Annotated in this window: 22 protein-coding genes; 14 read left to right on the top strand and 8 right to left on the bottom strand. The window is 57.1% G+C overall.

Annotated elements, in window-relative coordinates; translation table 11 throughout:
* Nucleotides 1-36 precede the first annotated feature (36 nt).
* Entirely contained in the window at nt 37-933 is an 897-nt protein-coding gene (locus tag ACR0NN_RS07870) for a LysR family transcriptional regulator (protein ID WP_480684372.1), read from the top strand.
* Nucleotides 934-936: 3 nt separating this feature from the next.
* Here the strand turns inward: ACR0NN_RS07870 and irrA are convergent, their stop codons facing one another.
* Nucleotides 937-1,353 carry an iron response transcriptional regulator IrrA gene (irrA, locus tag ACR0NN_RS07865; protein WP_170686075.1) on the bottom strand — a complete coding sequence of 139 codons (417 nt, stop codon included), beginning with the start codon at nt 1,351-1,353 and terminating at the stop codon, nt 937-939.
* 186 nt (nt 1,354-1,539) lie between these two features.
* Between irrA and fabA the strand changes: the two genes are divergently transcribed.
* The 4 genes from fabA to ACR0NN_RS07845 are packed head-to-tail and all read left to right on the top strand — an operon-like array spanning nt 1,540 to nt 4,354.
* On the top strand, nt 1,540-2,049 hold the full coding sequence (gene fabA, locus ACR0NN_RS07860) for a bifunctional 3-hydroxydecanoyl-ACP dehydratase/trans-2-decenoyl-ACP isomerase (protein ID WP_039538618.1): 510 nt from the start codon (nt 1,540-1,542) through the stop codon (nt 2,047-2,049).
* Between the two features lie 30 nt (nt 2,050-2,079).
* A complete protein-coding gene (fabB, locus tag ACR0NN_RS07855; RefSeq protein WP_170721445.1) occupies nt 2,080-3,309 on the top strand; it encodes a beta-ketoacyl-ACP synthase I in 1,230 nt (409 codons plus the stop codon).
* Between the two features lie 5 nt (nt 3,310-3,314).
* Nucleotides 3,315-4,106 carry an enoyl-ACP reductase FabI gene (locus ACR0NN_RS07850; RefSeq protein ID WP_170686077.1) on the top strand — a complete coding sequence of 264 codons (792 nt, stop codon included), beginning with the start codon at nt 3,315-3,317 and terminating at the stop codon, nt 4,104-4,106.
* A gap of 59 nt (nt 4,107-4,165) precedes the next feature.
* Entirely contained in the window at nt 4,166-4,354 is a 189-nt protein-coding gene (locus tag ACR0NN_RS07845) for a hypothetical protein (protein WP_170721449.1), read from the top strand.
* Between the two features lie 11 nt (nt 4,355-4,365).
* On the opposite strand, the gene ACR0NN_RS07840 is transcribed toward ACR0NN_RS07845, so the two are convergent.
* A complete protein-coding gene (locus ACR0NN_RS07840) occupies nt 4,366-4,794 on the bottom strand; it encodes an FKBP-type peptidyl-prolyl cis-trans isomerase (RefSeq protein WP_170721452.1) in 429 nt (142 codons plus the stop codon).
* Nucleotides 4,795-4,918: 124 nt separating this feature from the next.
* On the opposite strand from ACR0NN_RS07840, the gene ACR0NN_RS07835 reads away from it, so the two are divergent.
* From ACR0NN_RS07835 to ACR0NN_RS07805, 7 genes are all read left to right on the top strand, one after another.
* Nucleotides 4,919-5,605, top strand: coding sequence for a haloacid dehalogenase type II (locus ACR0NN_RS07835; RefSeq protein WP_170721464.1), 687 nt, complete (start codon nt 4,919-4,921; stop codon nt 5,603-5,605).
* Nucleotides 5,605-6,432 (top strand): alpha/beta fold hydrolase, encoded by an 828-nt coding sequence (locus ACR0NN_RS07830; RefSeq protein ID WP_170721467.1) that lies wholly within the window; start codon nt 5,605-5,607, stop codon nt 6,430-6,432. The genes ACR0NN_RS07835 and ACR0NN_RS07830 overlap by 1 nt, the downstream gene beginning before the upstream one ends.
* Nucleotides 6,429-7,403, top strand: a complete 975-nt coding sequence (locus tag ACR0NN_RS07825; protein ID WP_170721470.1) for a threonine/serine dehydratase family protein — start codon at nt 6,429-6,431, stop codon at nt 7,401-7,403. Before ACR0NN_RS07830 ends, ACR0NN_RS07825 begins: the two co-directional genes overlap by 4 nt.
* Before the next feature lie 76 nt (nt 7,404-7,479).
* Nucleotides 7,480-8,268 (top strand): 3-oxoadipate enol-lactonase, encoded by a 789-nt coding sequence (pcaD, locus tag ACR0NN_RS07820; RefSeq protein ID WP_480684369.1) that lies wholly within the window; start codon nt 7,480-7,482, stop codon nt 8,266-8,268.
* A 12-nt stretch (nt 8,269-8,280) separates the two neighbouring features.
* Nucleotides 8,281-8,994 (top strand): alpha/beta fold hydrolase, encoded by a 714-nt coding sequence (locus ACR0NN_RS07815; protein ID WP_170686084.1) that lies wholly within the window; start codon nt 8,281-8,283, stop codon nt 8,992-8,994.
* Between the two features lie 164 nt (nt 8,995-9,158).
* Nucleotides 9,159-10,253: a Zn-dependent alcohol dehydrogenase gene (locus ACR0NN_RS07810; protein ID WP_170721476.1), complete on the top strand. Its 1,095-nt coding sequence runs from the start codon at nt 9,159-9,161 to the stop codon at nt 10,251-10,253.
* 21 nt (nt 10,254-10,274) lie between these two features.
* Nucleotides 10,275-11,507, top strand: coding sequence for a mandelate racemase/muconate lactonizing enzyme family protein (locus ACR0NN_RS07805; RefSeq protein ID WP_170721478.1), 1,233 nt, complete (start codon nt 10,275-10,277; stop codon nt 11,505-11,507).
* A 22-nt stretch (nt 11,508-11,529) separates the two neighbouring features.
* On the opposite strand, the gene ACR0NN_RS07800 is transcribed toward ACR0NN_RS07805, so the two are convergent.
* Nucleotides 11,530-14,526, bottom strand: a complete 2,997-nt coding sequence (locus ACR0NN_RS07800) for a cyclic nucleotide-binding domain-containing protein (protein WP_170721841.1) — start codon at nt 14,524-14,526, stop codon at nt 11,530-11,532.
* Nucleotides 14,527-14,740: 214 nt separating this feature from the next.
* On the opposite strand from ACR0NN_RS07800, the gene ACR0NN_RS07795 reads away from it, so the two are divergent.
* Nucleotides 14,741-15,130, top strand: a complete 390-nt coding sequence (locus ACR0NN_RS07795; RefSeq protein ID WP_170721481.1) for a DUF3307 domain-containing protein — start codon at nt 14,741-14,743, stop codon at nt 15,128-15,130.
* A 3-nt stretch (nt 15,131-15,133) separates the two neighbouring features.
* Here ACR0NN_RS07795 and ACR0NN_RS07790 read toward each other — a convergent pair whose 3' ends face one another.
* Nucleotides 15,134-15,595 carry an Lrp/AsnC family transcriptional regulator gene (locus tag ACR0NN_RS07790; RefSeq protein ID WP_170721484.1) on the bottom strand — a complete coding sequence of 154 codons (462 nt, stop codon included), beginning with the start codon at nt 15,593-15,595 and terminating at the stop codon, nt 15,134-15,136.
* A 144-nt stretch (nt 15,596-15,739) separates the two neighbouring features.
* Here ACR0NN_RS07790 and ACR0NN_RS07785 point away from each other — a divergent pair, with 144 nt between their 5' ends.
* Nucleotides 15,740-19,168: an indolepyruvate ferredoxin oxidoreductase family protein gene (locus ACR0NN_RS07785; protein WP_480684366.1), complete on the top strand. Its 3,429-nt coding sequence runs from the start codon at nt 15,740-15,742 to the stop codon at nt 19,166-19,168.
* Here the strand turns inward: ACR0NN_RS07785 and ACR0NN_RS07780 are convergent.
* The 4 genes from ACR0NN_RS07780 to ACR0NN_RS07765 are packed head-to-tail and all read right to left on the bottom strand — an operon-like array spanning nt 19,156 to nt 23,462.
* Nucleotides 19,156-19,887, bottom strand: coding sequence for a hypothetical protein (locus tag ACR0NN_RS07780; RefSeq protein ID WP_170721491.1), 732 nt, complete (start codon nt 19,885-19,887; stop codon nt 19,156-19,158). The two genes, ACR0NN_RS07785 and ACR0NN_RS07780, sit on opposite strands and share 13 nt — an antisense overlap.
* 54 nt (nt 19,888-19,941) lie before the next feature.
* Complete coding sequence (locus ACR0NN_RS07775; protein WP_170721493.1) at nt 19,942-21,246, bottom strand: FAD-dependent oxidoreductase; 1,305 nt, start codon at nt 21,244-21,246, stop codon at nt 19,942-19,944.
* Nucleotides 21,243-21,917, bottom strand: a complete 675-nt coding sequence (locus ACR0NN_RS07770; RefSeq protein WP_170686092.1) for a TetR/AcrR family transcriptional regulator — start codon at nt 21,915-21,917, stop codon at nt 21,243-21,245. Before ACR0NN_RS07770 ends, ACR0NN_RS07775 begins: the two co-directional genes overlap by 4 nt.
* The gene (locus ACR0NN_RS07765) at nt 21,918-23,462 is read right to left on the bottom strand and encodes a trimethylamine methyltransferase family protein (protein WP_480684364.1); all 1,545 of its coding nucleotides are present in this window, start codon (nt 23,460-23,462) and stop codon (nt 21,918-21,920) included.
* Nucleotide 23,463: the final 1 nt, after the last annotated feature.

Below are 23,463 nucleotides of genomic sequence, written 5' to 3'. Positions count from 1 at the left end.
GTTCAAATCATATCTTTGGACTTAGGTATTAACCTGATGTTATACCTTACGCTCCGCCAGTACGAATATGCCTGTGCCATTGGTCGGCACGGAAGCCTGTCTGCGGCGGCACAACGCCTGAACGTCTCGCAACCCGCCTTGTCCAATGCGCTGACGCGGGTCGAATCGCATCTGGGATATCCACTCTTTGCCCGAAGGCGGGGCGCCGCAATGGCGCTGACCCCACAGGGCCGCAAGTTCATCGAAGAAGCCGAAGCCTTGTTGAACCGAGCCGCGCAGCTTGAAGATGCAAAGCAGCCAACTTCGGGCGAAAGCCGATTGCGTCTTGGGTGCTTTGTCGATTTGGCCCCCTTTCTACTGGCTAAATCTCTGCACTGCCTGCGCGAGGCAGTACCAGATATTTCCCTGACGCATGGGGTTGAGACATTCGAAGGCCTGATATCCGGTCTTATCGATGGAAAATACGATTTTGCAATGACTTATGATTTGGGGATGGACGCGAGTTTCTCGTGCTCAAAGCTGTTCGATAGCATCCCGTATGCATTGCTGTGTCCTGATCATCCGCTGGCGATTTCTGAGCAGGTTACCTTGGCTAATCTTGCTGAGTTTCCACTGATTCTCTCCAAAGAAGGCCTGTCAGCACAACACGTGCTTGGATTGTTCAGACGCGACGGGCTTAACCCTACTGTTTCACACCGCGCGGAAACGCTCGAGATTCAGCGCAGTCTGGCCGCTCATGGTGAAGGCGTTGGGATCAGCTATGCCAGCCCGACAAGTGGCTTCAGCTATGATCAGGTGCCTCTGGTTAGTCTGCCGATCATTGATGCAGATGCAACCGAAGCCGTCGTGTTGGCGCGTCACGGCACTGGCCCAACAGAGCCGCTGATCACGACGGCTGGACGCGCATTGGTTGATTTATTGCAAACGGCCTAAAGGTTACTTCTTCCGCAGCCGGATCACCACATCGACCGACGCGATCTCAACCCCTTCGGGCGCTTCGGGCAACTGTTGGATCACCAATTGATCGGACGGCGCGTCGCTCAGGCGGCTTTCGTCTTCCCAGAAGAAATGCGGATGATCATGGGTATTGGTGTCAAAATAGCTTTTCGATCCGTCAACGGTGATCTCTTGCAGCACCCCGGCATCGCAGAACGCCCGCAAGGTGTTATAGACGGTGGCCAATGAAACCGCGTCACCGTTGGATTTGGCGGATTCGAACAGGCTTTCTGCGGTCACATGTCGATGCAACCCGTCGCCCACAAGCAATTCGGCCAAGGCAACCCTTTGGCGCGTGGGACGCAAACCGGCGTCAACCAACCAATTTGTAGCTATGTCACGGCTCTGAGGTGTCATGAATCCGATACCTGTGTTTTGCTGCCCTTAATATAAGTGCGCCCGACCCGCAATTTCAAATGAAATTCATTCGCAAGAAGTATCGTCATCACAACATGATATGGCGTGCTGGTCTTGCAGGACCTTGCAAACGGGTGATAGACGAGGCCAGATATAACGAACAGACCAGGCAGGAGAGGCGGCAGAATGGCCCAATTCCCAAGCAGTTTTGACAAGGACGATCTGCTGAAATGCGCCCGCGGCGAGTTATTCGGCCCCGGTAATGCGCAATTGCCCGCTCCGCCGATGCTGATGATGGACCGCATCACCGAGATTTCCGGCGATGGTGGTGCGCATGGCAAAGGCCATGTACTTGCTGAGTTTGATATAACGCCCGACCTGTGGTTCTTTGACTGCCATTTCCCCGGCAATCCCATTATGCCCGGCTGTCTGGGCCTGGACGGTCTGTGGCAACTGACCGGCTTCAACCTTGGCTGGCGCGGCTGGCAAGGACGTGGCATGGCCGTTGGCGTCGGAGAGGTCAAGTTGACCGGCATGGTGCGCCCGGACCGGAAGATGCTGACCTATAAGATTGATTTCAAAAAGGCGATCCAGACGCGCCGCCTGACCATGGGTGTGGCAGATGGCATCGTCGAAGCCGATGGCGAATTGATATACGACGTCAAAGATATGAAGGTCGTTCTGTCAGACGCCTGAGCCTGACCGGCCGCAATAAGGAGTACGCACATGCGTCGAGTAGTCGTCACCGGTCTGGGGGTTGTGTCCTCGATCGGGAACAATGCCGAAGAGGTGCTCGCCTCGCTCAAAGCAGGCAAATCCGGCATCGTAGCAAGCGAACAGATGGTCGAGCACGGCTTTCGCAGCCAGATCGCCGGTTCGCTGAAAATCGACGTCGCCGAACACGTGGACAAACGCACACTTCGGTTCATGGGACCGGGCGCAGCCTATGCCCATATTGCGATGAGCCAGGCCATCGCTGATGCCGGGCTGACCGAAGATCAGGTCGTTAATCCGCGCACCGGTCTGGTGGCCGGTTCGGGCGGTCCATCGACCAGCGCGATGCTGACTGCGCACCAGACCGTGCTGAAAACCGGCGCAACCAAGCGGATCGGTCCGTTCGCGGTGCCGAAATGCATGTGTTCGACGATTTCCGCCAACCTTGCGACCGCATTCAAGATCAAAGGTATCAACTACTCGATCACCTCGGCCTGCTCGACCTCGCTGCACTGCATCGGCAACGCAGCCGAGCAGATCATGCTGGGCAAGCAGGATGTGATGTTCGCCGGTGGGGGTGAAGAGCTCGACTGGACCCTGTCCTGCCTTTTCGACGCGATGGGCGCGATGTCGTCGAAATATAACGACACGCCCGACAAAGCCTCGCGCGCATTCGATCAGAACCGCGACGGATTTGTGATTTCCGGCGGTGGCGGCATCGTGGTTCTGGAAGACCTAGAGCATGCGCTGGCGCGCGGTGCGAAAATCTATGCCGAAGTAACCGGCTATGCCGCAACATCTGATGGGCACGACATGGTGGCCCCCTCTGGTGAAGGCGGCGAGCGTGCGATGCGTCTGGCGCTCTCCACTGTGCCCGAAGGCCGCAAGGTCGGCTATATCAATGCCCACGGCACCTCGACCCCAGTGGGCGACGTTGGAGAAGTCGAAGCCGTGCGCCGCATTTTTGGCGAAGGCAGTGTGCCACCGATTTCATCGACCAAATCGATGACCGGTCACGCGCAGGGCGCGGCAGGTGCGCTTGAAGCGATCTTCTGCCTGCTGATGCTGGAGCATGACTTCATTACTCCGTCGATCAATGTCGACACACTTGCCGACGGCATTCTGCCCGGTGAAATTGCAACGCAAGTTGTTGAAAACGCAGGCCTGGACAGCGTGATGACCAATAGCTTCGGCTTTGGCGGCACCAACGGATCCATGGTTCTGTCGAAGTATAACGGGTGAATAAGATGTCGGATATTCTCAAGGGTAAACGCGGCCTGATCATGGGCGTGGCAAATGACCGCTCGATCGCGTGGGGCATCGCCAAAGCCATGCACGAGGCGGGCGCTGAGCTGGCTTTCACCTATCAGGGCGAGGCTTTTGGAAAGCGGCTCGAACCGCTGGCCCAGAGCCTTGGAAGTGACTTCATGGTCGATGCCGACGTCACCGACGACGCTTCGCTGGAGCGCGCATTTGGCGAACTGGCCGAGCGCTGGCCGACGATCGATTTTGTGGTGCATGCCATCGCCTATTCGGACAAATCCGAGCTGACAGGCCGGTTCCTGAACACCACCCGCGCAAACTTCAAACACTCGCTGGACGTGTCGGCCTATTCCTTCATCGAGGTTGCGCGCCGCGCCTATCCGCTGATGAAGGACAACGGCGGCACGCTGCTGACCCTGACCTATCAGGGCTCGAACAAGGTTGTGCCGAACTACAACGTCATGGGTGTCGCCAAGGCCGCGCTGGAATCCGCGACCCGCTATCTGGCCAATGATCTGGGTCCCGAAGGCATTCGGGTGAACGCCATCTCGCCTGGCCCCATGAAAACGCTGGCCGGGGCGGCCATTGGTGGTGCGCGTAAAACTTATAAATTCTGCGACCAGAACGCTCCGATGCGGTCGAACGCAACGCTCGAGGCTGTTGGCGGCACCGCCGTCTATCTGGCGTCAGACGCGGGCAGCTATACCTCGGGTGAGATCATTCGGGTCGACGGCGGTTATCACATTCTGGGCATGCCGCAACCCGAAGCCATGTGACCATATCTTTCCCTGCCGGTGCCAAGATTTAACCATCTTTGCCCGGCAGGGATTACGATATGAGCAAGCTTGAACAAATCCTCGCGAGCAATTCGCGCTCGCCAGCTTTGAAACGCAAGTCAGCAGGTGGCCGTGCGCGCCTTTTGTTGCTGGTCCTCACATCGCTGCTGATTGCTTTTGTGTTTCTGACCCAGCCTCAGGTACGCGATGCGCTTGAACCGTTGATCTCGCAGATTCCGGGCCTTTAACCCGAACTCGGTCAATTGATCGAGACAATCTCAATATCAAAGATCAGATCCTTACCGGCCAGCGGGTGATTTGCATCCAGAGTCACCGTCGCCTCATCCGCCTCGACAACCGTCACCGGTAGCGTCTGACCTTCCGGGGTTTGCATCTGCAGCTGTGTACCGGGTTCCAGAGGTATGTCATCCGGAATACCCTCGCGGGGGATCTGCTGCTGCATACCCGGATTGATCGGGCCATAGGCGTCAACGCAATCGATCTCAACACGCTTTTTCTCACCAATCTCCATCCCCGGCAGAGCAGCATCCAGACCAGGAATAATCTGGCCCGAACCTACCGCAAACTCCAGCGCATCGCGCCCTTCGGAACTGTCAAAGACTTTGCCGTCCAGCAAGGTTCCGGTGTAATGGATGCGAACAGTGTCGCCTTGTTTGATTGCGGTCATGGTGGCCTCCGGCCTGAAGATAAATGAACGGCGGAGCCTAGTGGCTTGCACAGCATTGTAAACCCTGCCCTCTTTAACCCCTCGGACGGTTGTGTTTACCTGCGCCTGATCAGGGGAGGATTGGATGGCTATCACCACATGTGTATTCGACGCATACGGCACTTTGTTTGACGTGGCCGCCGCCGCGCGGCAGGCCGCAGCAGAGCCAGAGTTCCATGCGTTGGCGGACAAATGGCCTGCATTGGCCGGACACTGGCGCCTGAAGCAACTGCAATACACCTGGCTGCGGGCAGTGGCAGATGCGCATTGCGATTTCTGGGATGTCACCCAAGACGGGCTGGATTGGGCGCTGGAAGCGGTTGGTTTGCAGGGGGATGCCCCACTGCGACAGCGCCTGTTGGATCTCTATTGGGAATTGCAGGCCTATCCTGAGGTCCCTGAGATGCTGAAAGCGCTGAAAGAGGGTGGCATGAAGACGGCCATATTGTCTAACGGATCCCCTCCGATGCTGGAAGGCGCGGTACAGTCCGCGGGAATCGGCGATGTGCTTGATGACGTGCTATCGGTTGAAAGCGTGGGTGTCTTCAAACCCCATGCCAGCGTCTATGACCTTGTGCAGAACCGGTTCGGCTGCGCGCGCGACGAAGTGCTGTTCGTCAGCTCAAACGGCTGGGACGCCGCCGGGGCAAGCGGATACGGATTTGTCACCGCCTGGGTGAATCGCGCAGGTGAGCCAATGGATCGCCTACCGTGGAAACCGGCACATGTTCTGCCTGACTTGACCACCATCCCGAAACTGGCAGGGCTTTGATGGCGTATTTCACGACCTCAGACGACAAGCGCCTTTATTACGAGGACACAGGTTCAGGCCAACCGCTGCTTTGTTTGGCGGGTTTGACCCGCAATAGCCGAGACTTTTCGTTTCTTGCGCCACATGTGACCGACCTTCGCATGATTTCGATGGACTATCGCGGGCGCGGACAATCCGATTGTGATGCAGACTACATGAACTACAACATCCTGCGCGAGGGGCAGGATGCGGTCGAGTTGCTGGATCATCTGGGATTGGACAAGGTGACTTTGCTCGGCACCTCGCGCGGGGGGCTGATCGCCATGGCGTTGGCCCTAAGCCATCCAGATCGCTTGGCCGGAGTAATCCTGAATGACGTTGGGCCCGTGATCGAACTTGGTGGCATCACCAAGATCATGGATTATGTCGGCAATCGCCCGACCTCAAAAACCTACGACGAAGCGGCGCAAGCGCTTCGGGCGATGATGGGGTCGCAATTCCCCGGCATCCCGCTGGACATCTGGAGACAGCAGGTTGAATACCAGTACATCCAGACCGACTCCGGGTTAGACCTGCGCTATGATCCCGCCCTGAGACAAGCACTGATCGAGCAGGCGGCGATCACGCCCGCGCCAGATCTCTGGCCCTTGTTCGAGGCTTTGCAAGATATCCCAACCGGCGTTATCCGAGGCGTAAATTCAGACCTGCTGAGCCCTGCAACCGTACAAGAAATGCACGCGCGTCACCCCAAATTGATCTCGACCCAGGTGCCCGATCGTGGTCATGTTCCGTTTCTGAACGAACCGCAATCCCTTGATCTGATCCGCCAAATACTGGACGCCACATGAGCAACATAGACATGATCGAAGCCGCCGCCGAACGGCTAAAAGGTCACGTGCGTGAGACGCCGCTTTTGTCTTCGCCGTTTGTGGATGAGCTCGCTGGACGCCGTGTGCTCGTGAAACCCGAATGCCTGCAACACACCGGCAGCTTCAAGTTTCGCGGTGCTTGGTCCGCAATCTCAGCGCTGGATGACACGGCGCGAGACAGAGGTGTCATCGCCTTCTCCTCCGGCAATCACGCACAGGGCGTTGCCTATGCAGCAACACAACACGGGATATCTTCCGTCATTGTCATGCCCTCAGATGCACCGACGCTGAAAATTGAAAACACGCGCGCGCTGGGGGGCGAGGTCGTCCTCTATGACCGCGCCAATGAAAGCCGCGAGGACATTGGTGAGGCATTGGCCGCCGAACGCGGATTGACGCTGATCCGGCCTTATGATGAGCCGCAGGTGATCGCGGGCCAAGGAACAACAGGCTTGGAGTTGGCGCGACAAGCGCGGGTACTGGACGTTACCAATGCAGATGTTTTGGTTTGTTGCGGCGGCGGAGGATTGACTTCCGGCATCTCGCTGGCTTTGGAACGTCACGCGCCCGGGTTGCGCGCTCGGCCATGTGAGCCTGAAGGGTTCGATGACGTGAAGCGCTCTTTGGCGTCTGGCAGCATCCAGGCCAACGACGCAACCTCCGGCAATATTTGCGACGCAATCCTGACACCGCAGCCGGGGGATATCACATTTCCGATCCTGCAGAGACTTTGCGGCCCCGGCCTGTCAGTATCGGAACAGGAAGCCTTGCACGCGATGGCCCTGGCCTTTCTGCGCCTGAAAATCGTGCTGGAACCGGGCGGAGCTGTCTCGCTGGCGTCGGCTCTGTTTCGCAAGGATCAGATCGAAGGGAATGCGGTAATCGTTGTTGCCTCGGGCGGGAATGTGGACCCGCAGGTTTTCGCTCGGGCGTTGGAATTCCTTACCTGACAAACTGTTACGACCGGTGCACAATCCTTATGTGGTCAATTAAGACCGACAGCCTGAATTGACGGGAACCCTGCACGTGCAAATCGCTGACCTCAAAGATGTGAGGATACACTACCGCATAGACGGAGATGCCACCGGCGCGCCCATCGTGTTCGCCAACTCGTTGGGCACGGATATGCGTTTGTGGGATTCGATTTTACCGCTATTGCCTAAAGGCTTGCGCATCATCCGCTATGACAAACGCGGGCATGGTCTGTCTTCCGCGCCCGATGCGCCCTATTCCATGGGAAATCTGGTGCGCGATGCTGAGCAACTTTTGGACTATCTTGAGGTCAAGGATTGCGTCTTCGTCGGCCTGTCAGTCGGCGGCATGATTGCGCAGGGTCTGGCCGTAAAGCGCATGGATCAAATCCGTGCTCTGGTCCTGTCGAATACCGCAGCCAAAATTGGGACACCGAAGATCTGGCATGAACGGATGGACGCCATTCGCGCAGGTGGGATCGAAGCTTTGGCAGACGCCACGATGGAGCGTTGGTTCTCAAAGTCGTTTCACTCAAGCCCCGAGATGGCTCTGTGGCGCAACATGATGGTTCGGCAACCTGCCGAGGGCTTTCTGGGCTGTTGTGCCGCCATTTCGGGCGCCGATTTCTACACCCCAACCAGCGGCCTGCGCTTGCCGACGCTTGGCATCGCGGGCAGCGAGGATGGCTCAACCCCGCCCGATTTGGTGCGTGAAACAATTGATCTGATCCCGGGCTCAAAATTTGCCGTGATCCGAAAAGCAGGCCACCTGCCCTGCGTCGAGCAACCTCAGGAATATGCCAAGCTTCTTGGCGATTTCCTGACCGAGATCGGTCACATCTGAAGGAGTAATGCGTTGGCAGACTTCTTACTAGTCCATGGGTCATGCCACGGCGCCTGGTGCTGGCGGGACCTGATCCCCGAACTGACCACCTTCGGGCATACTGCACGTGCGATTGATATGCCAAGCCACGGCTCGGACCCGACCCCCATCCGGGACGTAACTCTTGCATCCTGCCGGGATGCGGTGCTGAAAGCTTCGACCCCGAACACGATCATTGTTGGGCATTCGTGGGGAGGTTACCCTGTCAGCGCGGCGGCCGAGGCCGATCCGAACGCGATGCGCGGTCTGATATATCTATGCGCCTATGTTCCCCAATCCGGGTTTTCGATGGTTGAGATGCGTAAACGTGCCCCGCGCCAATTGATCGGCGACGCAGTTGAAAAATCTGGCGACGGGATGTCGTACACAGTCGTGCCGGATCGGGTGCATGATCTGTTCTATCACGACTGCCCGCGCGAAGTTGTCGCCTATGCATTTGGCCGCCTTTGCCCGCAAGCGATTGCGCCACAGGCCACCCCACTTGCGACCGGTGAAAACTTTGCACGTGTTCCCAAGGGTTATGTCAGGACCACAGACGACCGCACCGTTCCAACCGAATATCAGGCCGAGATGGCAAGCTGCGCTGCACCCGATATGAGCGTTACGATCGATAGCTCTCATTCCCCCTTTTTTTCACATCCCGAGCATTTGGCCGGCCTGCTGCACATACTCTCTGAGCGGATGTGACAGCAATTACACTAGCCACCGGGATCATTAACGTCACGTAACTGGCGGCGTTTTTGTAGCGTCTGCCCCGCCTTGGCCCAACAACGACATATCTGTGACGGAAACCACCTTGCAGATCAGATTGCTACGGGCCACCGTGATCCCAATAGGGAGCGGGGACAGACATGCAAACCATCAAAGCAGCCGTATGCCGGGCGTTCGGCGAACCTCTGGTCATCGAAGACATCCTGATCGCGCCGCCCGCCACGGGCGAGGTCGAAGTCACGCTGGACGCGGTGGCAATCTGCCACTCGGATATCTCGTTCGCGAATGGGGCATGGGGCGGGCATCTGCCCGCGGTTTATGGGCATGAAGCGGCCGGGGTTGTTTCCGCGGTTGGTGATGCTGCCGGGGATTTCAAAGTTGGTGATCCGGTTGTCGTTACGTTGATCCGCGCCTGTGGTTCTTGCCCATCATGCGCTGGTGGCATGCCCACCATTTGTGAAACACCCTATGACACGGTCAATGGCCCATTGAGGACGGTTGATGGTGGTGCACTCACGCAAGCGATGGCCTGCGGGGCCTTTGCCGAGAAAGTCGTGGTGAGCCATCGCCAGATTGTCCGCATCCCTGAAACGCTGCCCAAAGACATTGCCAGCTTGCTGTCGTGCGGTGTGATCACCGGGGTTGGTGCCGCCGTCAACGCAGCCCAACTGCGTCCGGGTCAGGATGTCGTTGTAATCGGCGCAGGTGGTGTCGGGCTTAATGCGATTCAGGGGGCTCGCATAGCCGGAGCGCGCCGTATCGTGGCCGTCGACATGACCGAAGACAAGCTGGACATCGCGATGGAGTTTGGCGCAACCCATGGCGTTCTGGCCAGCCAGAAAGAGCCTTGGAAGGCAGCGTTCGAAGCGCTTGGAGGACGCGGAGCGGATGCGGTTCTGATCACCGTTGGTGCGATTCCGGCCTATGACCAAGCCCCCCGCTATCTGGGTTTGGGCGGCAAGGCGATCATGATCGGGATGCCCCATTCCGGCGATATGTCGACCTATGAGCCCGTAGTGCTGGCAGCACTTGGCCAAGGGATGGTTGGCTCGAAAATGGGAGATGTAGTGATTCAGCGGGATATCCCTTGGATGATCGATCTTTATGAGCAGGGGCGGTTGAAATTGGACGAGCTGATCTCGGGCCGTTGGAGCTTGTCGCAGATCAACGAAGCGATTGAGAATACCAAAACCGGAGCCGCCAAACGCAACGTGATCCTGTTCGATCAAAGCTGAGTCCCATCAAAGGAGCGTCCGATGAAACTGCAAGATCTCGACGTTATCATCACAGCCCCACCTGCCCCGGGCTGGGGCGGGCGGTATTGGATTTTGGTCAAGGTTATCACCGATACAGGCGTTGTCGGCTGGGGCGAATGCTATGCGTCCTCGGTTGGCCCGGATGTCATGGCGCATGTCATACGCGATGTATTTGAACGACACATGCAGGGTGAAAACCCTGAAAATATCGAGCTGATGTTCCGCCGCGCCTATTCCAGCGGTTTTACCCAGCGTCCTGATCTGACTGTTATGGGCGCGTTTTCAGGGCTTGAGATCGCCTGCTGGGATATCCTCGGGAAAGATCGGGACCGCCCGGTCTACGCGTTGCTGGGTGGGCGAATGAACGACCGCATCCGGGCTTATACCTATCTATATCCACTTCCTCAGCATAACCTGACCGACTTCTGGACCGCACCGGAACAGGCCGGAGAATGCGCAGCAGAAATGGTCCGGCGCGGCTATACGGCGGTAAAATTTGATCCGGCTGGTCCCTACACGATCCGCGGCGGGCACATGCCAGCGATGTCCGACATCTCGCTGTCAGTTGCATTTTGCAAAGCTATTCGCGAGGCGGTTGGGGACAAGGCGGACCTGCTGTTCGGAACCCACGGGCAGTTCAACACGGCCGGAGCCATTCGTCTGGGCCAAGCGCTGGAACCTTATTCGCCCCTTTGGTTCGAAGAACCCACCCCCCCGGACATGATCGAGGATATGGCCCGCGTGGCCCGCAACGTCCGCATCCCCGTTGCAACGGGCGAACGGATGACAACCAAAGCAGAATTTGCTGCTGTCTTGCGCGCGGGGGCGGCAGAAATCTTGCAACCCGCGCTTGGCCGCGCTGGTGGCATCTGGGAAATGAAAAAAGTTGCTGCCATGGCCGAGGTTTTCAACGCGCAGATGGCACCCCATCTGTATGCGGGGCCAATCGAATGGGCAGCCAACATCCATTTGGCAGCCTCAATCCCGAACCTGCTGCTTCTCGAGAGCATCGAGACGCCGTTTCATGATCATTTGATCATGGGAAGTATCCGCGTTGAACATGGGTTCGTTACACCTCCGGAAGGGTCCGGCCTCGGTATCGAAGTAGATGAAGATCTTGCGCGCGCTCATCCTTACACCGGTGACGGCTTACACCTGCAGATGCAGGAAGCGCCCTGTGATTACGTAAACGGAAACGCATTTCAGGGCGGCGCACCTGCGACCGAAAGCTGACAACCTGCCGAAAGAAAAATGATCAGTTCGAGACGTAGCCTGCGATCACCTGCATCAGTTTGAAAGCTGTGGCTGCGTCATTCTCAACAACGGCGAGGAACTCTTCTTCACCGATGCGAAGACAGGACAGGTCGGTTTCGGCAACCATGCTCAGCGCCCGGGGCTCTTTGCGGATCAGCCCTAGTTCCCCGACCAATGCACCTGGACCAACAGTGATAATCAATTGGTCAGCCTCGCCCGATCGCGGCAAGTAAAGCCCCGCTTCGCCCTCAAGGACAACATAGGCGCCATCTGTCGGTTGGTCATCTTTCAAGAAGATCACTTGGCCTGCCTTCGCCTCAAACCAGCGCGCCCCAAAGGCCAGCAGGCGGAGCTGGCGACGGTCCAGACCAGAAAACAATGGCGTTTGCTCCAACGCACGCAATTTGCGCACCAGATCAGCGGACGCAGCGCCGTCACCTTCAACGTCAACCGGGCCTTCCCCGGTCACGACGCGGCCTTGACGGATCTCAACATACATGTCGAATACGTCTGGGTTTTCGAACGTGTCATTGAGGTAGATTACCGTAGTTTCAGGCAAAAGATCTCGGAGATTTTTATAAACCGCTACTTGGGTCTTCATATCATAGCTGGCCAGTGCCGTTTCTAGGATCAGAATATCCGGCTTTTTGATTGCGGCGCGGGTAAAGGCCAGCGGTTCGGCAAATACGGCCGGAAGGTTTTGACCACCCAGCGAGACAGGCACATCGTAGATCAGCTCGACCACCATTGGGCGTGCCCCGTTTTCGGCCAGAACGTCAACGATCAGTTTGCGTGCTTCATCAGTTCGTGCGCCACCGATCTGGCTGACTTTGCCGAACAACGCGTTTTCCATAACGGTCAGACCGGGTGCAATTGCACCCTCATCCAATGGCACAAAAACGTCGTGCAACGGTTCCAGCAACTTGTCGGAATGGCTGTGGCGTAACTCAAGAATGCGGTTCTTCAGCTCGTCAGAGAAGGCCGGACCGATCTGTTCAGCAGAGATTACAAACGGCACCGACAACAAGCTGGCCAATTGTTCGTCATCTAGGCCATTGCCACCCTCTTTGCGGGTTTGCTCGACCAGTTCAACCGCAGCCTCATAGGTCTGAGCCTCAAGCCCTAGTTTACGAAACAGCGGGTGATCCGTGCCATCCAGGCCGAAGATCTGGCGCAGCAATTCGATCACGTCGCGCGTCAGGCTGATCAGTGTTTCGTCCAGCCTCAACTCGCGCAACTGCTGCAGAAACACGGTCTGCTGTGCTAGCAATTCCTGAGTAACCGGCACACAAGGGGTGGCGAACAAGAGGTTTTCGGCAACCGGTAGGGCCGCGTTATACGTGGATCGATCAAAAATCAGCGCCTGCTGCTCAAGCCCAGCCTCGTGCACTGCCTTTTGCACCAATGGGCGCAGCTCAACCAGCTTTGCCGCCAACGCCGGGTGTTCGCTTGCATCAAAAACCTGCTCGGCGCCACGTTGGAACAGCGCTGCACCTGACCCCATTCCATCGATCAATTGCAGCCACCAGTCGCGCAGCATAGCTTTATCTTCAAATCCCGCCATTTTGGGATCCAGCCATTCGACATGGAGCGGATCAGCGCTGTTGCCAGCCCGCAGCGTTTCCGGGAAATCCGGGTCCTCGGTAGATGTGGATAAAGGATGAGACCGCATCGGCATCATCACGTTTTGGCCCAGCGTACCCTGGAACATAACGGGACGCGATGTTGCCAAGCCAATGCGCGCTGCGACGACAGTCTGCGGCAAACCGGTCAAGTTGATCCCGCCAATCTCAATGCGTCCAGACGTTGGCAGCATTTCCCGGGTCAGCAACTGTGTCAGGGCATGACGGTCTTCTTCGCTGGGCGCAGAGATACCGATGGTCTTGCCTGCCGGAAACGTCAAATCCAGGTCGTCTAGCACCTGATTTCCATCCATGTCACGAACAGATACCTGATCCAGTACAATGTCTCCATTCAGATGCGGGAGTTCCTCTGGCTTCGCATCAAAGAGGTTTTCATCAACCATGCCATCCGGAGCGAAGCGATCAACCACTACGTCCCACCGCAGAGACATATCCTGCGTCTGATTGTAATAAGTCAGCAGCTCTTTCCAGGGTGAACTCAGGTCCTTGTACGCTGCCAGCGCAGCCACAAGCGCACCCAGCGAAACCGATCCCTGCAACACCAGAAGGCCGCCAACCAGATAGAACATGAACGGCGTAAGCTGTGATATGAAGTTATTGATGAACTTCATAAAGAACTTTTTCTGGTAGATCTCGAACCGGATACCGAACAGCCGCCCCAATTGATGCGAGATCATTGCCCTCCGGTAACGCCAGCCACCATTGGCGCGCAGGGTTGAGGCTCCGGCCGCGTTCTCGCCGATCTGGGCGGCCAATATGCGCACTTCCTGAATGCGTTTCTTATTCAGCAGATTGATCTGGCGCTGCAATTTGGGGATCAGCCACGCCTGAAGCGGGATCAGCGCAACCGCAGCCAATCCGAACCAGACGCTTTGCAGAAACAGGAAGGACAGGATCGTGATCATCTGCCCGGCCTGCAGGACCGGCTGGCTGATCGCATCTCCCATCAAACCGCCCATCGGCTCGCTTTCGGCGGTGATCATAGAAACCATCTCGCCCTGGCTTACCCGTTCAAAATAAGGTTGCGGAAACCTCAGCGCCCGGTTGATCAACTGATAGCGAAAGCGGCGCAGCATTCGCTCGCTCAGAACACCCTTCATGGTGTTGATGCGCATTTTCATCAATCCGTGCGCCAGCACAGCAGCCAGAAATGCAAAGCATAGGATCATCAGAAATGTGGTCTGCTGAAGGCTGTACCCCCAAACATTAACAATCTGGCTGGTTGCACCGATCGCGTCATTGATGATCCGCTTGGGCAGTTCCAACGTCAGATACAGCAATGGAAACAGCGTTGCTGTCACGGCCAGAAGAATCAACTGATCGCGTTTTGAATATTTCCAGATGAACTGAAAGATCGTTCGTTCTATTGAACCCGCCCCTACTATCGATCCGCCGCTTAAGTCACTGATTTTGGCGTGAACACAACGGTCCGAATTTACCGCAATCGTGTCCTCGGACGCAAATGAAATTCCGAATTGCGCCTAATTTGGGTTGTGTGAACAAGTTCATTTGCGCGTCAGGCCATTACCCCCTAGTCTTCTGATTCAGGACGATATCGGGAGGATTCATTTGCCTGCCAGTTTTGGCGCTGTGTTTTTGTTGCTTTGCCTGCTTCAGATCAAACACATGTTCGCCGATTATTATTTACAAACGCCCAAGATGCTTTCAGGGCGAGGCACGTATTTCCATATGGGACGCGCGCAACATGCGGCTGTGCATGTTGTGGGTTCGATTGTGATTTTTGCGCTTTTTCGGGCTCCGATTGAGTTCATACTTATCATCGCCGCGCTGGAGTGGATTGTTCATTTCCACATAGATTTTGCCAAGGCCAGCTATTCTGATCGCAAAAAGTTACAGCCCAATCAGGCCGCTTTCTGGCGCGCCGCAGGTCTGGATCAGTTGTTTCACAACCTGACCTATATTGGCATGGCTTGGGCTTGGGTTGCATTCGCGACCTGAGCTTCAGGGGACGACCGGTCGGTTCCGCTTGATCGTGCGCAGGACAACATTGGTCTGCGCGCTGGCAACAGCGGGAAGCCGAAACAGGAATTCTTCCAGAAACGTGTTGTAAGCCGAGAGGTCCCGGCACAAAACCCGAAGGTGATAATCAGCCTGCCCCGTTGTGGCGTAACATTCCTGTACCTCAGGGCTGATTTCGACCGCTCGAATGAAATCAACGATTTTATCCGGGTCGTGCCGTGTCAGATGCACATGCACGATTGCCTCAAAGGTCAAACCCATCGCCGGTGGGTTCACCAACGCGCCATAGCGCTCGATTACCCCAGCCTCCTCCAGCGCCCGCACCCTGCGCCACAGGGCCGAGGATGACATGCCCACAGCATCCGCCAGCTCGGCATTTGAAATCCGGCTGTCATTCTGCAGCAATGTCAGTATCCGGCGATCTCGATCATCAAGAGAAGTCATCTTGGTTGTTTTCTCCAGAATCTTAAAAAATCTAGGATTTATCTACCACAAATCTCTTTATTCGCACACACTCTGGAACAGTTACCCAGCAGCTAGAGGTTAAAATCACCGGGAACCACAGGCAAAACCCATGGACCCACGACGATGAGCCATCACGACCCCGCACCTCGCACTTATCAACTTGAAGACCGCTACGCGCTGACCCAGGGCCGGGTCTTTCTGACCGGCACGCAAGCACTGGCACGGATCATGATGGATCAAGCCCGGCGCGACCATCAGGCGGGGTTGAATACGGCAGGATTTATCTCAGGCTATCGTGGATCTCCGCTTGGTGGGCTGGATCTGGAACTGTGGCGCGCAAAGGACCGGCTGGAGACGGATCACATCACCTTCATGCCCGCCGTGAACGAAGACCTTGGCGCCACAGCGGTTTTAGGTGCACAGCAAGCCACGCTGGACCCGCATTGCGAGGTCGAGGGCATCTTTTCCATGTGGTACGGCAAGGGCCCTGGTGTCGATCGGTCCGGCGATGCCTTGAAACATGGCAATGCCTATGGATCTGCGCCGAAAGGCGGTGTGCTGGTCGTTGCCGGTGATGACCATGGCTGCGTCAGCTCTTCGATGCCGCATCAATCGGATGTGGCTTTCATGGCCTGGTTTATGCCCACGTTGAACCCGGCCTCGGTCGAGGAATATCTGGAATTCGGCGAGTACGGGTTTGCTCTGTCTCGTTTCTCAGGCACATGGGTCGGGTTCAAAGCGATCTCCGAAACAGTCGAAAGCGCACGGTCGGTCGAACTGAACCCTGACCGCAGCTTTATCCTGCCGCAGATCGACCTGCCGAAACGCGGCTTGCATGTGCGCACTGCCGACCTGCCCTCGCCCGAAATCGAAACGCGCATTCAGCACAAGCTGCGGGCTGTGAGGGCCTTTGCGGAAGAGAACCCCATCGATCGACGCATCTATGACATCGACAATGCAAAGTTCGGCTTTGTCACCACGGGTAAGGGGCATCTTGACCTGATGGAGGCGTTGCGCCTGCTGGAACTGGATGAAGCAGCTTGCCGTCGCTTGGGAATAGACATCTATAAAGTCGGGATGGTCTGGCCTTTGGCGCGGCGCAACGCGTTGCGCTTTGTGAAAGGCAAAGCTGAGGTACTGGTCGTCGAGGAAAAGCGCGGCATCATCGAAAGCCAGTTCAAGGAATATTTCTATGACTGGCCCGGTGATAAACCCCACAAGATGGTGGGGAAATATGACAGCCACGGCGAACCGCTGATCCCGTGGACCGGGGAACTCAGCCCCTTGATGCTTGTTCCCATCGTCGCCGCCCGGCTGAACACGTTCTTTCCAGAAGAAAACCTGCCCGCTAAAGCGCAGGCTCTGACCGAGACCCCTCCACCTGTGATCAGCGTCTCTGGCGCGACCCGGACTCCTTATTTCTGCTCGGGCTGCCCTCACAACACATCGACCAAGGTGCCAGAGGGCTCGACCGCAGCCAGTGGGATTGGCTGCCACGTCATGGCATCGTGGATGGATCGCGAAACGGTCGGCTATGCGCAGATGGGGGGCGAAGGTGTGCCGCATGTAGTGGCTTCGCAATTCAATGGCGGCAAGCATATCTTCCAGAACCTTGGTGAGGGGACGTGGTACCATTCGGGCTCGCTCGCGATCCGTCAGGCCGTCGCCGCCGGGACAAACATCACCTACAAAATCCTGTACAATGATGCGGTCGCAATGACCGGAGGGCAACCGGTTGACGGGCCCGTCAGCGTCGCGGGCATTGTCCAGACTTGTCGCGCCGAAGGGGTCGAGCGGATCGCGCTGGTCTCGGACGATATCACCAAGTTCCGCCGTGCGGCATTCCCGTCCGGAACCACGTTTCATGACCGGACTGAGATGGACGGGCTGCAACGCGAATTGCGGGACATTCCCGGCGTCACGGTTCTGATCTATGAACAGACCTGCGCCACCGAAAAGCGTCGCCGCCGCAAGCGTGGGACTATGGAAGACCCATCCACATTTGCCTGGATCAACGATCTGGTCTGTGAGGGCTGCGGCGACTGTTCAGTGGCATCAAATTGCCTGAGCGTTGAGCCGCGCGAAACCCCGCTGGGACGCAAACGCAAGATCAACCAGAGTTCTTGTAATAAGGATTTTTCATGCCTGAATGGGTTCTGCCCAAGCTTCGTGACTGTGGAAGGTGCCGCCCGGCGCAAGCGCAGCATGGATCTGGACCTCGATACGCTCGAGGCTGGTCTGCCAACGCCCACCCTTCCATCTTTGACAAAACCCTTCGATCTGCTGGTAACCGGCGTCGGTGGCACGGGCGTGGTCACGGTCGGGGCCCTGATCACTATGGCGGCACATCTGGAAGGCAAAGGGGCCTCGGTTTTGGATTTCACCGGCTTTGCCCAGAAATTCGGAACAGTGCTGAGCTACATTCGTCTTGGCGCGGCACCTGATGCGCTCAATCAGGTACGGATTGATCAGGGGGCAGCAGATGCTGTGATTGGCTGCGACATCGTGGTCAGTTCGGCCCCCAAAGCCTCTGCCCATTACACACATGGCACACAAGTTGTGCTGAACCGCGCCGAGATGCCCACAGGTGATCTTGTACTGCGACGCGATGCGCAACTGCGGGTGGATGCGCGGGAGCAGGCCATTGCCGATGTGGTTGGGGCTGACAATCTGTCCAGCCTAGATGCAAACGCCATTGCCGAGGCGATGTTGGGTGATGCGGTTTTTGCCAATGTCATCATGTTGGGCTACGCGTGGCAAAAGGCGTTGGTTCCGGTGTCGAACACTGCGGTAAACCAAGCCATCCTGCTGAATGGCGTAGCGATTGAGAAAAACCGGCTGGCGTTCGCAATTGGTCGGTGCCTGGCAGCTGATCCCGGCAGGGTACAAGGGTTGGCACACCCGTCTGACACAGGTGAGACGCCGGACCAGATGATCGCGCGTCGCGTGGCGTTTCTGACGGACTATCAGGACGCTGCATATGCTGAGCGCTATAAGCAACAGATTGAAGACATACGCAGGTCCAAGCCCGAGATATCCGACCGGCTCGTTAAATCCGTCGCCCGCAGCCTGTTCAAGTTCATGGCTTACAAGGACGAGTTTGAAGTGGCTCGGCTGCAAACGTCCTCAGCCTTCGCAGACGAACTTCGGGGGCAATTCGAAGGTAATTTCAAAACCAAATACCATTTCGCTCCGCCCATGCTGAGTTGGCGCAAGGATGAACGCGGAAGGCCGCTTAAGTTCACGTTGGGTCCGTGGATACGACCGGTACTTCGCGGGTTAACACTGCTGCGCGGGCTACGAAGATCAGTATTTAATCCCTTCGGATATCACGCGGAAGCGCGTTTACATCGGGATTTGCTGAGATGGTATGAGGGTTTGCTGGACCAACTGCGGGCATCCTACTCCACTGAAAATGAGACCATTTGGTATGAGCTGCTTTCCTGCGCCGATGAGGTCCGAGGTTATGGTCCGGTCCGCATCGAAGCTGCCCGTGCCGCGCGGCTGAAAGCGGATGAAGTGTTAAAAACACTGCCCAGTCATGCAACTTGATCAAGGCATGAGGATCGATAAGCCGTAAGCCACAATCGATCCAGCCAATCGATCTCAGCTGGGTCAAATCGTTGGTCCACCTCCCAATAACGCCCGGACGGGACAAAGTACCCCAACTCGGCTTCACGCTTCAGCGCCGGTCGCATCGCAGAGATATCTGGCAATGGCGCGGCGGATAGTTCTCGCCGCGAGATTGGTGGAAACACCAACCGGCTATCCCCGCGCGACAACCGGGCAACTCGGCATCCCTGGGCCGCGCCAAAAAGAGCAAGCCGCGCCGATTTGGCCTCAAGCGAACGGAGCGTGATGTCGTCTCGCAACGGATCGGCAGTACCAGTGCCATAGAAATGAGTTTGACCCATCTTTGGATAAACCATGTCACAACCAAAATAAGCCAGCGTCGCTGGGCGCAGGGCGGCCAGCGCCCAATAGCCTGCGGTGAAAGCCATCGTCCCACCGGCATAGACAAAACCGCCATATTGATTTTGCAGCGGCACATAGTCATTCGCTGTGATTACGATTTTGTCGGCCGTGATTTCGTGAGGATGGTTCTCAGGCGGAAAATCCTCGGGGTGGATCAGGTAGTCCCAGTCGTTTCGGATACGCCACGCGTTGTTAATGGCAATGATATGCGTGAAAGGCGCGCGCGGCCAATCACGCGCCGCCATGGCCGAGGGTGCACTGCCTAGGATCAAAACGTGCGGGGATTGATCTGCCATAAGAACGGCCCTCTTTCCGGTTCATCGGAAATCTAGGTCGTTCCACTCTGTCGTCTAGCCCAGCACCGAGAAACTGCTTTCGTTATTGATCGGGCGTTTACGCGAGTAGAACCCGACATCAATGCTGCGCCCGATATAGGGCAGTTCGAACTGCAGCGGTTCTGCGTCGTGGTCTGCCCCGCCTTCGCAATAGCCGATCAGGGCCGCCATCATCTTGCCCGCAATCGGGGCGTTCTTGTACTGGTTTCCACTGGTGCCGCAAGCCATGTAGAACCCTGGCAGACTGGATTTGTCATAAATCGGAATCCAGTCGGTTGACGCATCATAGAGATCGACAACCCCGCGAGTTTTGGATGGAATGCCAAGGCTTGGAACCCGTTGTGCATATCGCATCGCCTGCGTGGTCCACTGATCCGTGAAATCGTGGATGTAAGTCTGATCGTCCTCGCACCACTGATGTGGATCACATTCCGGGTCTTCCGATCCGATCAGAATGTGATTGCCATGCTCAGGCCGACAATACAGTGAAATATCGCTGTCGGATACGATCGTGCCTTGGTTTTCGAAATCAAAGCCGTCGGGAGCGGGAACATGAACCACTTCCTGCCTCAAAGGGCGGGTTTCAATGGTCATGTCGTCCAATACACCCGCCATGCTGTTGATCATGGCCGAACCAGGACCCGCGACATTCACAACTACCTTCGCATGGATTTCTTCGCCCGATGCCAACCTTACACCCGAAACCCGTCCAGCTTCGGTGAGGATTTCAATCACCTCGGTCCCCGTACGCACGACTGCACCGTGCTGCTTGGCTGCGTCCATCAGGTTTTGCGCGGACAAGGCCGGGTCTGTCACATATCCCGCTTTTGGCCAGAATACCGCACCCTGAACTTTCGCCCCGTTTGGTTGCCCAAACTCGGGGTCATCCATGCGCTTCGCCGGGGCGAAGCTTTCGAGCGAATAGATCGGTAGATGCTGCTTTATGTCCTTTGGTGTCCATTCTTCGAACGGGCAATCCAATTCGGTGCTGTTGGTTTTGTGTTTTTCCAGATATCCGTTGGCTTCGGTTTTCATCACCAGGCAGCCGGTTTGCCGGAATTGCGCCAGGTTTGCATCCTCGGGCAGCCCGAGATACGAGGCCCAATCGCGCCAATAGTGATAACCCTCCCACGCGAAGGCAGTACCATCAAAGGTCGAATAGTGCATTCTGATGATGGCGCAGGACCCAGCTGTCGAGCCATGTCCAACCTGTGAATTGCGGTCCAGCGACAGGGTCTTCCATCCGACCTTTGACATCTCAAACGCGATGGCCGCACCAATCACGCCGGTGCCGATGATAATTGCATCTGGTTGGCTCATGAGGGGTCTCCTTCCCAATGGGCTCGAGAATAGGCGCTGAATTCTTCGACTTCCTCGTCGCGCGGTTCGACCCCGGTGAAAACATAGAGGTAGTGCGGAACCATCGCGATCCGTGCCGAGATGGGTTCGTTCAATTGCGCAAGGTCGTAACCAATCTGCATATAGTACAGGACACGCGCGCGGGTTTCGGCTTCAACTTCGGTATAGCCGTAGCGCGTGAACATTGCGCACAACGCTTCAAGCCGTCGTGCATCGGACTGGTCCAGTGCGCGTCGCACCTTGCCGGATTTGCGCGCCCAATCGCGAATGGCAAAATCGAGCGCGGTGTCGAACAGATCATTGTTCACCACGCAGCGATGCACGTTGCAGACCGCGCCTGTTATAGTCTCGGCCGGCGCCTCGGCCTGCGCGACCAGAGCCGCCGTGTTCATCGCCTGCCAGCGTGCAAGCAATGCGTCCAGCAGCTCCTGCCGAGATTTGAAATACCAATAGAAAGATGACCGCGACACGGCCATCCGTTCGGCCAGGTTCAGAACCTTGATTTGATCCACGCCGTCCGAGATTAACACGTCCATAGCCACGTTCAGCCAGTCGTCACGCGTTACTTTGACGTTACCGACAAGCGGCTCGGCCTTTGGGTCATCACGGTGGAGGATGGGTTTGGTATTCATTCAGCTCTCCGGTGGTGCTCCGCCCTCTTCCGTGCGGCGTGCGATAAACTCTTTCATGGCGCCAATGCGATCCGAATCTGACGACGGTGCCTTGAAATTTGCCAGGATGTCTTTCCACACGCCCGTTGCACGGTGATTGGCATCGATCGCGCCACGCTCGGTCCAGGTGCCGAAATTGGCATAATCATGCACGTGAGGTTCATAGAACGCAGTATTATAGCGCTCCATCGTCTGGCTGGTGGCAAAGAAATGACCGCTGGGCTCTACTTCGCGGAGGGCAGAGTCAAAGCCAATCTCTGCCCCACCGGCCTGCGCCCCGGCGCACAGCTCGGCCACCATGTTCAACACTTCGGCGTCACAGATCATCTTCTCGAAGGATACCGTCAGCCCCCCTTCTAGCCAGCCGGCTGAGTGAATGATCACCGTCGCCCCGGCCATCAAGCAACCCCATAGCCCGAACTGGTTTTCATTGGCCGCCTGCACGTCGTTGATGTTGGCCGCAGACCCGGCTGCTGATCGCCAAGGTAGTCCGAGATGACGGGCCAATTGACCGGCAGCCAGTGAGGCCTGGAAATGCGACGGGGTCCCGAACGCAGGTGCACCGGATTTCATATCCACGTTGCTGGTAAACGTTCCATAGCACACTGGCGCACCCGGGTTCGTCAATTGTGTCAGGGTCAAAGCTGCCAGCGCCTCGGCGTGTGACAGGGTAATGGCTCCGGCAACGGTGATCGGAGCCATCGCCCCCATCAGGGTAAAGGGCGTGATGATCGACATCTGCCCATGGCGCGCAAAGTCAATTAGCCCCTGCGCCATCGGAATATCCAAGGTTCTGGGGCTGTTGGTGTTGATGATCGTATAGCAATGCGGATTGGCCCGGAAATCATCGTCGCTGAGGCCGCGTGCGATGGACAGCATCTCAAAACTATCCATCACCTGCGGTGTTCCGCGTGAGAAGAAGAACGGGAACTTGTCCGTCAGCTCCATCTGCGCCTGCGTCGTAAAGTAGTGCCTCACATTGGTCGGCACGTCCTGCGGCTCGACCTGGGGTGAGATCATCTGAAACACATCAAAGTGGTGCGTGAGCTTGAGAAACTCCAGATAGTCCTGAGCGCCCGCCGCTCTGCGCCCGCGTTCCAGATCGGTCGCGTTCGGCGCCCCTGCCCCGGGCTGAAATACCAGCGAGCCCAGTTCCAAGGTGAAATCCCGCCGTCGCGCGCCCGCACGACAGGCAATGGATTTGGGGGCTGAGGCGACTGCGGCCTCGACCATATCCCGCCCGATAAAGACCATCTCGCTGGCTTCATCCACGCGCGCACCACCCTGCGCATAAATCCGACGCGCCTCGGGCAACAAGACCTTCACCCCCAGCTCTTCCAGTGTGCGCAGGGCTGTTTCGTGCATGTCCGCGATCTGATCCGCCGGGAACACTTCCATCTGCGGGAATGGATTGCGAAGCTGGCGATAATTCACGTCACGACTTGGTTGTGGGGCCGCCTCGGCCCCGCGCGCCCGACGACGACGTCTTCCGACCTCTGCCTCCATG

This window comes from Ruegeria sp. BA2 (genome assembly GCF_056539605.1).
The sequence above is the reverse complement of the archived record's forward strand: the minus strand, read 5'-3'. Positions and strand labels throughout refer to the sequence as shown.